The sequence below is a fragment of the Pseudomonas granadensis genome, from assembly GCF_900105485.1.
In the GTDB taxonomy this organism is placed as follows: domain Bacteria; phylum Pseudomonadota; class Gammaproteobacteria; order Pseudomonadales; family Pseudomonadaceae; genus Aquipseudomonas; species Aquipseudomonas granadensis.
Genome location: NZ_LT629778.1, coordinates 4,891,417 through 4,906,526 on the forward strand (window position 1 = coordinate 4,891,417; position 15,110 = coordinate 4,906,526).

At 56.6% G+C, this 15,110-nt stretch carries 20 protein-coding genes; 1 reads left to right on the forward strand and 19 read right to left on the reverse strand.

The genetic code is table 11. The annotated features are described in order from the left end of the window. Positions 1 to 14: 14 nt before the first annotated feature. Positions 15 to 1,406 carry an MFS transporter gene (locus tag BLU52_RS21745; protein ID WP_090286764.1) on the reverse strand — a complete coding sequence of 464 codons (1,392 nt, stop codon included), beginning with the start codon at positions 1,404 to 1,406 and terminating at the stop codon, positions 15 to 17. 191 nt (positions 1,407 to 1,597) lie between these two features. On the opposite strand from BLU52_RS21745, the gene uvrA reads away from it, so the two are divergent. Beyond that, the gene (uvrA, locus tag BLU52_RS21750; RefSeq protein ID WP_090286766.1) at positions 1,598 to 4,432 is read left to right on the forward strand and encodes an excinuclease ABC subunit UvrA; all 2,835 of its coding nucleotides are present in this window, start codon (positions 1,598 to 1,600) and stop codon (positions 4,430 to 4,432) included. 64 nt (positions 4,433 to 4,496) lie between these two features. Here the strand turns inward: uvrA and bfr are convergent, their stop codons facing one another. The 18 genes from bfr to rplX all read right to left on the reverse strand — a co-directional run bounded on the left by bfr (position 4,497) and on the right by rplX (position 15,107). Continuing rightward, positions 4,497 to 4,964, reverse strand: coding sequence for a bacterioferritin (gene bfr, locus BLU52_RS21755; RefSeq protein ID WP_016772947.1), 468 nt, complete (start codon positions 4,962 to 4,964; stop codon positions 4,497 to 4,499). Positions 4,965 to 5,114: 150 nt separating this feature from the next. Next, a complete protein-coding gene (locus tag BLU52_RS21760) occupies positions 5,115 to 6,569 on the reverse strand; it encodes a catalase (protein WP_090286768.1) in 1,455 nt (484 codons plus the stop codon). A 239-nt stretch (positions 6,570 to 6,808) separates the two neighbouring features. Then, complete coding sequence (gene rplQ / locus BLU52_RS21765) at positions 6,809 to 7,195, reverse strand: 50S ribosomal protein L17 (protein WP_003176402.1); 387 nt, start codon at positions 7,193 to 7,195, stop codon at positions 6,809 to 6,811. 42 nt (positions 7,196 to 7,237) lie between these two features. Next, positions 7,238 to 8,239, reverse strand: coding sequence for a DNA-directed RNA polymerase subunit alpha (locus BLU52_RS21770; RefSeq protein ID WP_003186012.1), 1,002 nt, complete (start codon positions 8,237 to 8,239; stop codon positions 7,238 to 7,240). A gap of 22 nt (positions 8,240 to 8,261) precedes the next feature. Further along, positions 8,262 to 8,882 carry a 30S ribosomal protein S4 gene (gene rpsD / locus BLU52_RS21775; RefSeq protein ID WP_003176404.1) on the reverse strand — a complete coding sequence of 207 codons (621 nt, stop codon included), beginning with the start codon at positions 8,880 to 8,882 and terminating at the stop codon, positions 8,262 to 8,264. Between the two features lie 18 nt (positions 8,883 to 8,900). Then, positions 8,901 to 9,290: a 30S ribosomal protein S11 gene (gene rpsK / locus BLU52_RS21780; protein WP_002555466.1), complete on the reverse strand. Its 390-nt coding sequence runs from the start codon at positions 9,288 to 9,290 to the stop codon at positions 8,901 to 8,903. A 30-nt stretch (positions 9,291 to 9,320) separates the two neighbouring features. Then, the gene (gene rpsM / locus BLU52_RS21785; RefSeq protein ID WP_003186020.1) at positions 9,321 to 9,677 is read right to left on the reverse strand and encodes a 30S ribosomal protein S13; all 357 of its coding nucleotides are present in this window, start codon (positions 9,675 to 9,677) and stop codon (positions 9,321 to 9,323) included. Between the two features lie 130 nt (positions 9,678 to 9,807). Beyond that, a complete protein-coding gene (gene rpmJ / locus BLU52_RS21790) occupies positions 9,808 to 9,924 on the reverse strand; it encodes a 50S ribosomal protein L36 (protein ID WP_002555468.1) in 117 nt (38 codons plus the stop codon). A gap of 27 nt (positions 9,925 to 9,951) precedes the next feature. Further along, positions 9,952 to 11,280: a preprotein translocase subunit SecY gene (gene secY / locus BLU52_RS21795; RefSeq protein ID WP_090286770.1), complete on the reverse strand. Its 1,329-nt coding sequence runs from the start codon at positions 11,278 to 11,280 to the stop codon at positions 9,952 to 9,954. Further along, entirely contained in the window at positions 11,281 to 11,718 is a 438-nt protein-coding gene (gene rplO, locus BLU52_RS21800; RefSeq protein ID WP_003228720.1) for a 50S ribosomal protein L15, read from the reverse strand. It lies immediately after the preceding gene. Positions 11,719 to 11,721: 3 nt separating this feature from the next. After that, on the reverse strand, positions 11,722 to 11,898 hold the full coding sequence (gene rpmD / locus BLU52_RS21805; protein WP_003176408.1) for a 50S ribosomal protein L30: 177 nt from the start codon (positions 11,896 to 11,898) through the stop codon (positions 11,722 to 11,724). 2 nt (positions 11,899 to 11,900) lie between these two features. Further along, positions 11,901 to 12,401, reverse strand: a complete 501-nt coding sequence (gene rpsE / locus BLU52_RS21810; RefSeq protein ID WP_007955637.1) for a 30S ribosomal protein S5 — start codon at positions 12,399 to 12,401, stop codon at positions 11,901 to 11,903. Positions 12,402 to 12,404: 3 nt separating this feature from the next. Further along, positions 12,405 to 12,755 (reverse strand): 50S ribosomal protein L18, encoded by a 351-nt coding sequence (gene rplR / locus BLU52_RS21815; protein ID WP_003186037.1) that lies wholly within the window; start codon positions 12,753 to 12,755, stop codon positions 12,405 to 12,407. A gap of 10 nt (positions 12,756 to 12,765) precedes the next feature. Then, positions 12,766 to 13,299, reverse strand: a complete 534-nt coding sequence (gene rplF, locus BLU52_RS21820) for a 50S ribosomal protein L6 (protein WP_007966176.1) — start codon at positions 13,297 to 13,299, stop codon at positions 12,766 to 12,768. Positions 13,300 to 13,311: 12 nt separating this feature from the next. Then, positions 13,312 to 13,704: a 30S ribosomal protein S8 gene (gene rpsH / locus BLU52_RS21825; RefSeq protein WP_016772944.1), complete on the reverse strand. Its 393-nt coding sequence runs from the start codon at positions 13,702 to 13,704 to the stop codon at positions 13,312 to 13,314. 209 nt (positions 13,705 to 13,913) lie between these two features. Further along, positions 13,914 to 14,219 (reverse strand): 30S ribosomal protein S14, encoded by a 306-nt coding sequence (rpsN, locus tag BLU52_RS21830; RefSeq protein ID WP_003228726.1) that lies wholly within the window; start codon positions 14,217 to 14,219, stop codon positions 13,914 to 13,916. A gap of 13 nt (positions 14,220 to 14,232) precedes the next feature. Next, the gene (gene rplE, locus BLU52_RS21835) at positions 14,233 to 14,772 is read right to left on the reverse strand and encodes a 50S ribosomal protein L5 (protein ID WP_003210069.1); all 540 of its coding nucleotides are present in this window, start codon (positions 14,770 to 14,772) and stop codon (positions 14,233 to 14,235) included. A gap of 20 nt (positions 14,773 to 14,792) precedes the next feature. Next, positions 14,793 to 15,107 carry a 50S ribosomal protein L24 gene (rplX, locus tag BLU52_RS21840; protein ID WP_003186046.1) on the reverse strand — a complete coding sequence of 105 codons (315 nt, stop codon included), beginning with the start codon at positions 15,105 to 15,107 and terminating at the stop codon, positions 14,793 to 14,795. Positions 15,108 to 15,110 lie beyond the last annotated feature (3 nt).

The following is a 15,110-nucleotide window of genomic DNA, read 5'->3' on the forward strand; positions in this document are numbered from 1 at the left end:
ACGTTCTCCTAGGCTTAGCACGCAGCCCCGGCCGGGTTGTTCACCAGGCGTTCGAGGGTGTCGCGATCCACTAATTCTTTGTCCAGTTTGATGTAAACAGCCGCCTCGTCAGCGACTATCACTGCATCCGTTACCCCTACGAGGGCCTTGAGACGCTCGACCAGACCCGCTTCGCGGATCGCTTCGGGCGACAACGGCAAGCGCAGGCTCGTCACGTAGGGAGGTTCGCGCATGGTAACAGCAAAGGCCAGCCAAAGTGCAGCCAGCCCGGCACATCCAAGGAACACAACCGACAGACCGCCATGCTGAAACAGCCAGCCGCCGAGTATCCCGCCGAGTGCCGAACCGAGGAACTGGCTGGTGGAGTACACGCCCATGGCCGTGCCCTTGCCGCCCGCCGGTGAAACCTTGCTGATCAGCGACGGCAACGAAGCCTCCAGCAGATTGAACGCGGTGAAGAACACCACCGTGCCGATCACCAGAGCGCGCAGGCTGTCGCCGAACTGCCAGAAGAATAGTTCAGTCAGCATCAGTGTCATGACGGCACCGAGCAAAACTCGTTTCATTTTGCGTCGCTTCTCGCCATAGATGATGAAAGGGATCATGGCGAAGAAGGAAATCACCAGCGCGGTGAGGTAGACCCACCAGTGCTGCTCCTTGGGCAGGCCGGCTTTTTCCACCAGCGCCAGCGGCAAGGCGACGAAGCTCGACATCAACATGGCATGTAACACAAAGATGCCCAGGTCGAGGCGCAGCAGGTCCGGATGCTTGAGCGTCGGCAGCAATGCCTGCCGCGCCACCCCGGATTCACGATGCTGCAGCGGCCCGGTGGAGCGCGGCACCATGAACATGATGATGAGGATACCGACCAGCGCCATGCCGCCAGTGGCAAGGAACAACCCCGACAGCCCGAAGGCACGGGTCAGCAACGGCCCGACCACCATGGCCACGGCGAACGACAGGCCGATGGTCATGCCGATCATCGCCATGGCTTTGGTGCGGTGTTGTTCGCGGGTCAGGTCGGACAGCAGCGCCATCACCGCTGCGGAAATCGCCCCGGCACCTTGCAGGATCCGCCCGGCAATCACGCCCCAGATCGAATCAGCCTGCGAGGCCAGGACACTACCGAGGGCAAAGACGATCAGTCCCAGATAAATCACCGGACGGCGGCCGATGCGGTCGGAAATGATCCCGAACGGAATCTGGAAAATCGCCTGGGTCAGGCCGTAAGCGCCGATCGCCAGCCCGATCAGGGCCGGGGTCGCGCCCGCCAGATCCATGCCATAGGTCGCCAGTACCGGCAACACCATGAACATGCCCAGCATACGGAAGGCGAACACCAGGGCCAGACCGCTCGCCGCGCGGGTCTCGCTGCCACTCATGCGTTCGCTGTGGGGATCGTGCATGGAAAAACCTCGTGTGAACCGGCGGCGATTCTACCAGTCCCATCGGAAGACGGGGTATATCGCGACGCTATGACGCGTATAGATGAAACTCTCTTCATGAACGGTAAAACGCCCTTCGAGTGATAGTGTGCATCCATCCAGTATTTGGCCGTATACTCCTACGTTTTCGCCGCCCGCCAAGCGAGGCCACTTTGGACAAGATCCTGATACGTGGGGCCCGTACCCACAACCTGAAGAACATCGACCTGACCCTGCCACGGGACAAACTGATTGTCATCACCGGCCTGTCCGGATCCGGCAAGTCGTCCCTGGCGTTCGACACGCTGTATGCCGAGGGCCAGCGCCGCTATGTCGAATCGCTGTCGGCCTACGCCCGACAGTTCCTGTCAATGATGGAAAAACCCGACGTCGACACCATCGAAGGCCTGTCGCCGGCGATCTCCATCGAGCAGAAGTCGACCTCCCACAACCCGCGCTCGACGGTCGGTACCATCACCGAAATCTACGACTACCTGCGCCTGCTCTACGCCCGCGTCGGTACGCCGCGCTGCCCGGATCACGACATTCCGCTGGAGGCGCAGACCGTCAGCCAGATGGTCGATCTGGTGCTGGCCCAGCCGGAAGGCAGCAAACTGATGTTGCTGGCGCCGGTGATCCGCGAGCGCAAAGGTGAACATCTGTCGGTCTTCGAAGAACTGCGTGCGCAGGGCTTTGTCCGCGCTCGGGTCAATGGGCGCATCTGCGAACTCGACGAACTGCCGAAGCTGGATAAACAGAAGAAGCACTCGATCGACGTGATCGTCGACCGTTTCAAGGTCCGCGCCGATCTGCAACAGCGTCTGGCCGAGTCGTTCGAGACCGCGCTGAAGCTGGCCGACGGCATTGCCCTGGTGGCACCGATGGATGACGAGCCCGGCGAAGAAATGATCTTCTCCGCGCGCTTCGCCTGCCCGATCTGCGGCCATGCGATCAGTGAGCTGGAACCCAAGCTGTTTTCCTTCAACAACCCGGCCGGCGCCTGCCCGACCTGTGATGGCCTGGGGGTGAAGCAATTCTTCGATATCAAGCGCCTGGTCAACGGTGAGCTGACCTTGGCCGAAGGTGCCATCCGCGGTTGGGACCGGCGCAACGTCTATTACTTCCAGATGCTTGGCTCGCTGGCTTCGCACTACAAGTTCAGCCTCGACAAGCCTTTCAACGAACTGACCGCCGAGCAGCAGAAAAACATCCTGCACGGCAGTGGTTCGCAGAATGTCGACTTCAAATACCTCAACGACCGGGGCGATATCGTCAAGCGTTCGCACCCGTTCGAAGGCATCGTGCCGAATCTCGAGCGCCGCTACCGAGAGACCGAGTCGGCAAGCGTACGCGAAGAGCTGGCCAAGTTCCTCAGCCACCAGGCTTGCCCGGACTGCCGCGGCACCCGCCTGCGTCGTGAAGCGCGACACGTGTGGGTAGGCGAGAAAACCCTGCCGGCCGTGACCAACCTGCCGATCGGCGATGCCTGCGAGTACTTCGCCGACCTGAAGATGACCGGCCGCCGCGGTGAGATCGCCGACAAGATCCTCAAGGAGATTCGCGAGCGCCTACAGTTTCTGGTCAACGTCGGGCTCGATTACCTGTCGCTGGATCGCAGTGCCGACACCCTTTCCGGTGGCGAGGCGCAACGGATTCGTCTGGCCAGCCAGATCGGTGCGGGTCTCGTGGGCGTCTTGTACATCCTCGATGAACCGTCCATCGGCCTGCATCAACGCGATAACGACCGTCTCCTCGGCACCCTCAAGCACCTGCGCGATATCGGCAACACAGTGATTGTGGTCGAGCACGACGAAGACGCGATTCGTCTGGCTGACTATGTCGTGGATATCGGCCCGGGCGCCGGTGTACACGGCGGGCAGATCGTCGCCGAAGGCACGCCGGACGAAGTCATGGCGCACCCGGATTCCCTGACTGGTAAATACCTCTCGGGCCGAGTGAAGATCGAAGTGCCGGCCAAGCGCACGCCACGCAACAAGAAGCTCAACCTGTCGCTCAGAGGCGCGCGCGGCAACAACCTGCGCAACGTCGATCTTGACATTCCGATCGGCCTGCTTACATGCGTAACCGGCGTGTCCGGCTCGGGCAAGTCGACACTGATCAACAACACGCTGTTCCCGCTGAGCGCCACCGCGCTCAACGGTGCGACCACGCTGGAAGCAGCCGCACATGACAGCATCAAGGGCCTTGAGCACCTGGACAAGGTCGTCGATATCGACCAGAGCCCCATCGGCCGAACACCGCGGTCCAACCCGGCAACGTATACCGGGCTGTTCACGCCGATTCGCGAACTGTTCGCCGGCGTGCCGGAGTCGCGTTCACGCGGCTACGGGCCGGGGCGTTTCTCGTTCAACGTCAAGGGCGGTCGTTGCGAAGCCTGCCAGGGCGATGGCCTGATCAAGGTGGAGATGCACTTCCTCCCGGACATCTATGTGCCGTGCGACGTGTGCAAGAGCAAGCGCTATAACCGCGAAACCCTTGAGATCAAATACAAGGGCAAGAGCATTCACGAAACCCTCGAGATGACCATCGAGGAAGCCCGCGAATTCTTCGACGCGGTGCCGGCGCTGGCGCGCAAGCTGCAGACACTGATGGATGTTGGCCTGTCGTACATCAAGCTCGGGCAGTCGGCGACCACGCTATCGGGCGGTGAAGCGCAGCGGGTCAAGTTGTCTCGCGAGCTGTCCAAGCGTGATACCGGCAAAACCCTGTATATCCTCGACGAGCCGACCACCGGTCTGCACTTCGCCGATATCCAGCAATTGCTCGACGTGCTGCATCGCCTGCGTGATCACGGCAACACGGTGGTGGTGATCGAGCACAACCTCGATGTGATCAAGACTGCCGACTGGCTGGTCGACCTCGGGCCGGAAGGCGGTTCCAAGGGCGGGCAAATCATTGCCACCGGTACGCCGGAGGAAGTGGCCGAGATGAAGCAATCTCATACAGGTCATTACCTCAAGCCGCTGTTGATCCGCGACCGGGCGTAAACGCCAGGCATGAAAAAGCCCCTGGCACTGTTGAAGTGACAGGGGCTTTTTTACATCGAAGACATCAGGACGCGTGGGATTGCAGGTAGTTCTCGAGACCGATGAGCTTGATCAGCCCCAACTGCTTTTCCAGCCAGTAGGTGTGATCTTCTTCGGTGTCATTGAGCTGAACCCGCAGGATCTCGCGGCTGACGTAATCCTTGTGTTGCTCGCACAGCTCGATGCCTTTGCACAGCGCAGCGCGAACCTTGTATTCGAGACGCAGATCCGCTTCGAGCATGGTCGGCACTGTGGTGCCTACATCAAGATCATCCGGACGCATGCGCGGCGTGCCTTCGAGCATCAGAATACGCCGCATCAACGCGTCGGCGTGGCCGGCTTCTTCTTCCATCTCGTGGTTGATTCGCTCGTAGAGCTTGGTGAACCCCCAGTCCTCATACATCCGCGAATGAACAAAATATTGGTCACGCGCGGCCAGTTCGCCGGTCAGCAACGTGTTGAGGTAATCGATTACGTCTGGGTGGCCTTGCATCGCCCTACATCTCCCTGCTTGAAAGTCTGTAGTTTGAACCAACCTGACCGGAAGGTCACCCCGCCGGACGCAATAAAAGTGAAGAATATCCGAGAAAAGTAGGCTAAATAACGCAAAAACCGCCCAAATGAGGGCGGTTCTGCTTCTCGTTTAGACTTCGTTAAGCTGTACGTTGAGCAGCTTTGCGATTGCGTCTCCATACGCCGGATCGGCCTGGTAAAAGTACATCAGTGCCCGGTCAATCACATCGGAAGAGACGCCACTCATGGAACCGGCAAGGTTGGTGGTCAGCAACGTCTGCTGTTCAGGACTCATCAATCGAAAGAGCGCACCCGCGTAGCTGAAATAATCGGTGTCCACGCGGTGGTCATATCGATCCGCGCTACCGCTGAGCATCAGCGCCGGCTCCCTGTAGCTCGGATCCTGTTTCGGAGACCCGGAATAGCTGTTCGGCTCGTAATTCGGCGCGCCTGTCCCATAACTGGGGGATGCCATGGCGCCGTCTCGCTGGTACGTATTGACCGGGCTGCGCGCCGCGTTGACTGGTAACTGCTGATGATTGGTACCGACTCGATAACGCTGCGCATCGGCATAGGCAAATACACGTCCCTGAAGCATGCGGTCGGGAGACAAACCAACCCCCGGAACAACATTGCTTGGTGCGAGCGCGGCCTGTTCAACCTCCGCGTGATAGTTTTGCGGGTTCCGGTTCAGTTCCAGAATGCCGACCTTGATCAGCGGAAACTCCCGCTGTGACCATGTTTTGGTGACATCGAACGGATTGTCGTGATGTGCCGCAGCCTGTGCTTCAGTCATGACCTGCATGCACACATCCCATTGCGGGAAATCGCCTCGAGCAATTGCATTAAACAAGTCGCGTTGAGCGTAATCCGGATCAGTGCCCGCAAGCTCTGCAGCAACAGCAGGATCGAGGTTCTTGATCCCTTGCCGGGTTTTATAGTGCCATTTCACCCAATGACGCTCGCCCTGACTGTTGATCAGGCTGAACGTGTGACTGCCGAACCCGTGCATATGGCGGTAACCGTCTGGAATGCCCCTGTCAGAAAACAGGATGGTGATCTGGTGGAGGGCTTCCGGCGAATGAGACCAGAAATCCCAGACATTTTGGGCACTCTTCAAATTGCTGTGCGGGTCACGCTTTTGCGTGTGGATGAAATCGGGAAACTTCAATGGATCGCGGATAAAGAACACCGGGGTATTGTTACCAACAACGTCCCAATTTCCCTCGTTGGTGTAGAACCGCAACGCAAAACCACGCGGATCGCGCGCAGTATCTGCCGAGCCACGCTCACCGCCGACAGTGGAAAAACGCAGGAAGGTCGGCGTCTGCTTGCCAACTGCCGAGAACAGATCGGCCTTGGAATAGCGGGTGATATCTGAAGTCACAGTAAAGGTGCCATAGGCACCTGAGCCCTTGGCGTGTACGCGGCGCTCGGGAATATTCTCTCGGTTGAAGTGCGCAAGCTTTTCAATCAGGTGGAAATCAGTGAGCAATATTGGACCCAATGGGCCAGCAGTCAGGGAATTCTGGTTGTCGGCAACGGGCACGCCACTGGCTGTGGTCAAGGTATTGTTCTGAGTCATGTGATCTTCTTCCTCTATCAATTTTGATATGCCAGGTAACAGCTTGAGGGGAAGTATTCATCTTCTTCTTGAAAGCTACTAATGCATTAATCTGTAGGCATCAATAGGAAATAACTAACGATCATTTCCCCCTGTCGATAATGCAGACTCAAGCAGCATAGTAGCTTGTATGCATGATGCTTTTTTCGAGACACAAAAAACCGGGCACTAGGCCCGGTTTTTCATATCAGACTGACGTCTTACTCGGCGGATACAGCTTCGCCAGCAGTAGCACGATCAACCAACTCGACGTACGCCATAGGCGCGTTGTCGCCAGCGCGGAAACCGCACTTGAGGATGCGCAGGTAGCCACCCTCACGGGTAGCGTAACGCTTGCCCAGGTCGTTGAAGAGCTTACCAACGATAGCTTTCGAACGAGTACGGTCGAAAGCCAGACGGCGGTTAGCCAGGCTGTCTGTCTTGGCCAGAGTGATCAGCGGCTCGGCAACCCGGCGCAGTTCTTTGGCTTTTGGCAGAGTAGTTTTGATCAGCTCGTGCTCGAACAGCGACACCGCCATGTTTTGGAACATGGCCTTGCGGTGCGAGCTGGTGCGGCTCAGGTGACGACCACTTTTACGATGACGCATGGTTCATTCCTTACCAAACACTACGTTCGGTGATTACGACGATCAGGCAGTCGCCTTGTCGTCCTTCTTAAGACTTGCAGGCGGCCAGTTGTCGAGGCGCATGCCGAGGGACAGACCGCGGGAGGCCAGAACGTCCTTGATTTCAGTCAAGGATTTCTTGCCCAGGTTCGGAGTCTTCAACAGCTCTACTTCGGTACGCTGAATCAGGTCGCCGATGTAGTAGATGTTTTCCGCCTTAAGGCAGTTAGCCGAACGTACAGTCAGTTCCAGATCGTCAACCGGGCGAAGCAGGATCGGATCGATCTCGTCTTCCTGCTCGACAACCACTGGCTCACTGTCACCTTTGAGGTCGACGAACGCAGCCAACTGCTGTTGCAGGATGGTTGCAGCGCGACGGATAGCCTCTTCAGGGTCCAGAGTACCGTTGGTTTCCAGATCAATAACCAGCTTGTCCAGGTTGGTGCGCTGTTCGACACGGGCGTTTTCCACCACGTAAGCGATACGGCGAACCGGGCTGAACGAAGAATCGAGCTGCAAGCGACCGATGCTGCGGCTTTCGTCTTCATCGCTCTGACGCGAGTCGGCTGGTTCATAACCACGACCACGAGCTACGGTGAGCTTCATGTTCAGGGCGCCGTTAGACGCCAGGTTAGCGATTACGTGATCGGGATTAACGATCTCGACATCATGATCCAGCTGAATATCGGCAGCGGTAACCACCCCCGAACCCTTCTTCGACAAGGTCAGCGTAACTTCGTCACGACCGTGCAGCTTGATGGCCAGACCTTTAAGGTTCAACAGGATTTCAATTACGTCTTCCTGTACACCTTCGATGGCGCTGTACTCGTGGAGCACACCGTCAATCTCGGCCTCGACTACTGCGCAGCCGGGCATTGAGGACAACAGGATGCGGCGCAGCGCGTTGCCCAGGGTGTGGCCAAAACCACGCTCGAGAGGCTCGAGAGTGATCTTGGCGCGGGTTGGACTGACAACCTGCACATCAATGTGGCGGGGTGTCAGGAACTCATTTACCGAAATCTGCATGGATGCACCTATTTTCTAGCCCTTACTTGGAGTAGAGCTCGACAATCAGGCTTTCGTTGATGTCGGCGGACAGATCACTGCGAGCAGGAACGTTCTTGAAAACGCCCGACTTCTTCTCAGTGTCTACTTCTACCCATTCTACGCGGCCACGTTGGGCACACAGATCGAGAGCTTGGACAATGCGAAGCTGGTTTTTTGCTTTCTCGCGAACTGCAACCACGTCACCAGCACGAACCTGATACGACGGAACGTTTACGGTCTGACCGTTAACGCTGATCGACTTGTGCGATACCAGCTGACGGGATTCGGCACGAGTCGAACCAAAGCCCATACGGTATACAACGTTGTCCAGACGGCATTCGAGCAGTTGCAGCAGGTTTTCACCGGTTGCACCTTTCTTGCCAGCAGCTTCTTTGTAGTAGCCGCTGAACTGACGCTCGAGAACGCCGTAGATACGACGGACCTTCTGCTTTTCACGCAGTTGGGTGCCGTAATCGGACTGGCGACCGCGGCGCTGGCCGTGGATACCAGGTGCTGCTTCAATGTTGCACTTCGATTCGATCGCGCGCACGCCGCTCTTCAGGAAGAGATCGGTGCCTTCGCGACGAGCGAGTTTGCATTTTGGACCAATGTAACGAGCCATTCTTTACAATCTCCTGGATTACACGCGGCGCTTCTTCGGCGGACGGCACCCGTTGTGCGGGATTGGCGTCACGTCGGTGATGCTGGCGATCTTGTAGCCACAGCCGTTCAAAGCGCGGACTGCGGATTCACGACCTGGACCTGGACCCTTGACGTTGACGTCGAGGTTTTTCAGGCCGTATTCCAGCGCAGCTTGACCAGCACGTTCAGCAGCTACCTGAGCAGCGAACGGGGTGGACTTGCGGGAACCGCGGAAACCCGAACCACCGGAGGTAGCCCAGGAAAGAGCGTTACCTTGACGGTCGGTAATGGTCACGATGGTGTTGTTAAAAGATGCATGGATGTGGGCGATGCCATCAACCACTGTCTTTTTAACTTTTTTACGAGGACGAGCAGCAGGTTTTGCCATGATTAAATTCCTGTCGATTCGCTGGGGCGATTACTTGCGGATCGGCTTACGCGGACCTTTACGGGTACGCGCGTTGGTCTTGGTACGCTGACCGCGTACTGGCAGACCACGACGATGACGCAGACCGCGATAGCAACCGAGGTCCATCAAGCGCTTGATTTTCATGTTGATTTCGCGACGCAGGTCACCTTCAGTGGTGAACTTCGCCACTTCGCCACGCAGCTGTTCAATTTGCTCGTCGCTCAGATCTTTGATCTTTGCTGCTGGGTTTACCCCAGTCACTGCACAGATCTTCTGCGCAGTAGTGCGACCAACACCATAGATGTAGGTCAGCGAGATAACAGTATGCTTGTTATCTGGAATGTTAACGCCTGCAATACGGGCCATTCAGTGGGACTCCAATTGACAGCTACCTACGCCCCGGAAGCCAAGAAATAGGGCGCGAGATAATATCGCTGTAATAACAAATAATCAACCCGGTAGCGCACTAGCTACCGGGCTTGAAGCACAATCACACTCAGCCTTGGCGCTGTTTGTGACGCGGTTCCGCGCTGCAAATTACTCGAACAACACCTTCGCGGCGAATAATCTTGCAGTTACGGCACAGCTTTTTCACCGATGCACGAACTTTCATCACCAACTCCTCGAACCTTATGGGTACTCAGCGCAACATGCCGCTGCCGTAACCCTTCAGGTTGGCTTTCTTCATCAGGGATTCGTACTGGTGCGAAACGAGGTGCGATTGTACTTGGGACATGAAGTCCATCACAACCACGACCACGATCAGCAACGAGGTCCCGCCAAGGTAGAACGGTACGTTTGCCGCAACCACCAGGAACTGGGGCAACAGACACACGGCCGTCATGTAAAGAGCACCGAACAGGGTCAAACGAGTCAGAACGCCATCAATGTAGCGCGCAGACTGCTCACCTGGACGGATACCCGGAATAAAGGCACCGGACTTCTTCAGGTTTTCCGCTACGTCTTTCGGATTGAACATCAACGCCGTATAGAAGAAGCAGAAGAAAATAATCCCTGCACTAAACAGCAGAATATTCAACGGCTGACCAGGAGCGATCGACTGCGAGATGTCCTGCAACCAGCCCATACCTTCAGACTGACCGAACCAGGCACCCAACGAAGCCGGGAACAGCAAAATGCTGCTCGCGAAAATAGCCGGAATAACACCGGCCATGTTCACCTTCAGCGGCAAGTGGCTTGTCTGCGCAGCGAAGACCTTGCGGCCCTGCTGACGCTTGGCGTAGTGAACAGCAATACGACGCTGGCCACGCTCAATGAACACCACGAAACCGATAATCGCTACTGCCAGCAAACCGATGGCAACCAGGGCGAAGATATTGATATCACCCTGACGCGCAGACTCGAAAGACTGCCCGATTGCTCTCGGAAGACCGGCGACGATACCCGAAAAAATCAACATCGAGATACCGTTGCCAACACCACGCTCAGTAATCTGCTCACCCAGCCACATCATGAACATCGCACCAGCCACAAATGTGGTTACCGCAACGAAATGGAAGCCTAAGTCACCAGTGAACGCCACGCCCTGCCCCGCCAGACCAATGGACATGCCAATGGCCTGAACGAGAGCGAGAGCGACGGTGAGGTAGCGGGTGTACTGGCTGATCTTGCGACGGCCAGCTTCACCTTCCTTCTTCAACTGCTCCAGCTGTGGGCTGACGGCGGTCATCAACTGCATGATGATCGATGCCGAAATGTACGGCATGATCCCCAGTGCAAAGATGCTCATCCGTTCCAGCGCACCGCCGGAGAACATGTTGAACAAGCTAAGAATGGTCCCCTCATTCTGTCGAAACAGGTCTGCGAGTCGGTCCGGGTTGATACCTGGAACCGGGATGTGTGCGCCTATTCGGTAGACGATAATCGCCAGGAACAGAAAACGCAGACGAGCCCAGAGTTCAGACATACCGCCTTTGCCGAGCGCAGAGAGAGCACCTTGCTTAGCCATTTATTCCTCGAACTTGCCGCCAGCTGCTTCGATAGCCGCACGCGCACCTTTGGTGGCGCCGATTCCCTTGCCGATAGTGACAGCGCGAGTCACTTCACCGGACAGCATGATTTTCACACGCTGCACGTTGACGTTGATCACGTTGGCATCTTTCAGGGACTGCACAGTAACGATGTCGCCTTCCACTTTGGCCAGCTCGGACAGACGCACTTCTGCGCGATCCATGGCTTTCAGGGAAACGAAACCGAACTTAGGCAGACGACGATGCAGCGGCTGTTGACCGCCTTCAAAGCCTGGAGCAATGGTGCCACCGGAGCGGGAGGTCTGACCTTTGTGACCACGGCCACCAGTCTTGCCCAAACCACTACCGATACCACGGCCCGGACGATGCTTTTCGCGACGGGAACCCGGCGCTGGACTCAGATCATTGAGTTTCATCGATTAACCCTCGACACGCAGCATGTAGTAAGCCTTGTTGATCATCCCGCGATTCTCGGGAGTATCCTGGACTTCTACAGTGTGACCGATGCGACGCAGACCCAGACCCTTAACGCACAGTTTGTGGTTAGGGATGCGGCCGGTCATGCTTTTGATCAGCGTTACTTTAACGGTAGCCATGATTACTTGATCTCCTCAACGCGCAGGCCACGCTTGGCAGCGATGGACTCAGGAGATTGCATAGCCTTCAGACCCTTGAAAGTGGCGTGAACCACGTTTACCGGGTTGGTCGAGCCGTAGCACTTGGCCAGAACGTTCTGAACGCCAGCAACTTCGAGGACAGCACGCATAGCGCCGCCAGCGATGATACCGGTACCTTCAGAAGCAGGCTGCATGTACACCTTCGAAGCGCCGTGAGCGGACTTCATTGCGTACTGCAGAGTAGTGCCGTTCAGGTCAACTTGAATCATGTTGCGGCGAGCAGCTTCCATTGCCTTCTGGATCGCAGCAGGCACTTCACGCGACTTGCCACGGCCGAAGCCAACACGCCCTTTACCATCACCAACCACGGTCAACGCGGTGAAAGTGAAGATACGGCCGCCTTTAACGGTTTTGGCTACGCGGTTAACTTGAACCAGCTTCTCAATGTAGCCTTCGTCGCGCTTTTGGTCGTTATTTGACATAACTTAGAACTCCAGCCCAGCTTCACGAGCAGCATCAGCCAGCGCTTTAACGCGGCCGTGGTACTTGAAGCCAGAGCGGTCGAAAGCCACTTGCGATACGCCAGCGGCCTTAGCACGCGTAGCGACCAGCTGGCCAACCTTTGTGGCCGCGTCGATGTTGCCAGTGGCACCATCACGCAGTTCTTTATCCAAAGTCGAGGCACTTGCCAGGACTTTGTTGCCGTCGGCCGAGATGACCTGGGCGTAGATGTGCTGCGACGAGCGGAACACGCAGAGACGCACGACTTCGAGTTCGTGCATTTTCAGGCGTGCTTTGCGAGCGCGACGCAGTCGAGTAACTTTTTTGTCGGTCATTTGCTATGCCCTACTTCTTCTTGGCTTCTTTACGACGGACGACTTCGTCCGCGTAGCGCACACCTTTGCCTTTGTACGGCTCTGGTGGACGGAAGTCGCGGATCTCAGCGGCCACTTGACCTACCAGCTGCTTGTCGATGCCCTTGATCAGGATATCGGTCTGGCTAGGAGTCTCAGCGGTGATGCCTTGCGGCAGTTCGTAATCCACTGGGTGCGAGAAGCCAAGAGCCAGGTTCAGAACCTGACCTTTTGCTTGCGCCTTGTAACCAACACCGACCAGCTGGAGCTTGCGCTCGAAGCCTTGGCTTACGCCCTGGACCATGTTGTTTACCAACGCACGCGTGGTACCGGCCATTGCGCGAGTCTGTTGATCGCCATTGCGAGCAGCGAAACGCAGCTCACCAGCTTCTTCAACGATCTCAACGGACGAATGGATGTTCAGTTCAAGAGTACCCTTGGCACCCTTCACCGAAAGCTGTTGCCCTGCGAATTTGACTTCGACACCGGCTGGCAGCTTAACGGGGTTCTTAGCGACGCGAGACATGCTTATCCCCCCTTAGAACACAGTGCAAAGAACTTCGCCGCCGACACCGGCAGCGCGCGCAGCACGATCCGTCATCACACCTTTGTTGGTGGAGACGATAGACACGCCAAGACCGCCACGAACTTTCGGCAGATCTTCAACGGACTTGTACTGACGCAGGCCTGGACGACTAACGCGCTTCACTTCTTCGATAACCGGACGGCCTTCGAAGTACTTCAGCGAGATGGACAACGACGGCTTGGCGTCGGTGGTGATCTGAAAATCCGCGATGTAACCTTCGTCCTTCAGGACTTTTGCTACAGCAGCCTTCAACGTGGAAGACGGCATGCTTACGACAGACTTTTCAGCCATCTGGGCATTACGGATTCGAGTTAGCATGTCCGCTAACGGGTCCTGCATACTCATGGGCTAGACGCTCCTAATACAGAAAAATTAGCCTTGCGGCTACTACTTGTCGCCGAGAACTTCCGGGCATGAAAAAACACGGGCTCAGGCGAGCCGGTCATTCTAGACACACCCCAGAAATGAATCAAGCCCCAAAAGGGGCTTGATTCATATTCAAGGCACCGATGGTCAGGTTTTTGCAAACCGGACCATCGAGGCTTTGACGACTATTACCAGCTGGCTTTAACCAGACCTGGAACGTCACCACGCATTGCAGCTTCACGCAGCTTGTTACGGCCGAGGCCGAACTTGCGGTAAACGCCGTGCGGACGACCAGTCAGGCGGCAACGGTTACGCATGCGCGAGGCACTTGCGTCACGTGGTTGCTTCTGCAGAGCTACGGTAGCTTCCCAACGCGCTTCTGGACTCGCGTTCAGATCGACGATGATAGCTTTCAGCGCTGCACGCTTGGTGGCGTACTTGGCAACGGTGAGCTGACGCTTCAGCTCACGGTTTTTCATGCTCTTCTTGGCCATTTTCCTACTCCAATCAGTTGCGGAACGGGAATTTGAAAGCACGCAGCAGAGCGCGGCCTTCATCATCGTTCTTGGCAGTGGTGGTCAGGGTAATGTCCAGACCGCGGAGAGCATCGATCTTGTCGTAGTCGATTTCCGGGAAAATGATCTGCTCTTTCACGCCCATGCTGTAGTTGCCACGACCATCGAAGGACTTGGCATTCAGGCCGCGGAAGTCGCGAACCCGAGGCAGGGAGATCGACAGCAGACGATCCAGGAACTCGTACATACGCTCACGGCGCAGGGTCACTTTGACGCCGATCGGCCATCCTTCGCGGACTTTGAAGCCAGCGATGGATTTACGAGCGTAGGTCACAACGACTTTCTGGCCGGTGATCTTTTCCAGGTCAGCAACAGCGTGCTCGATGACTTTTTTGTCGCCGATCGCTTCGCCCAGACCCATGTTCAGGGTGATTTTGGTAACGCGCGGAACTTCCATCACGTTCGAAAGCTTAAGTTCTTCCTTAAGTTTCGGAGCGATTTCCTTCCGGTAAATCTCTTTTAGTCGTGCCATGGTCTTCTACCTAGCAGTGTTCAAGCATCAACCGCTTTTTGGGTCGACTTGAAGACACGAATTTTCTTACCGTCTTCTACTTTGAAACCAACGCGGTCAGCCTTGTTGGTTTCGCCGTTGAAGATGGCGACGTTGGAAGCGTGCAGTGGCGCTTCTTTCTCGACGATACCGCCCTGTACGCCCGACATCGGGTTAGGCTTGGTATGACGCTTGACCAGGTTCAGACCACCAACAACCAGACGGTTGTCAGCAAGAACCTTCAGCACCTTACCGCGCTTACCTTTGTCTTTGCCGGCGATCACGATGATCTCGTCGTCACGACGAATCTTTTGCATGTC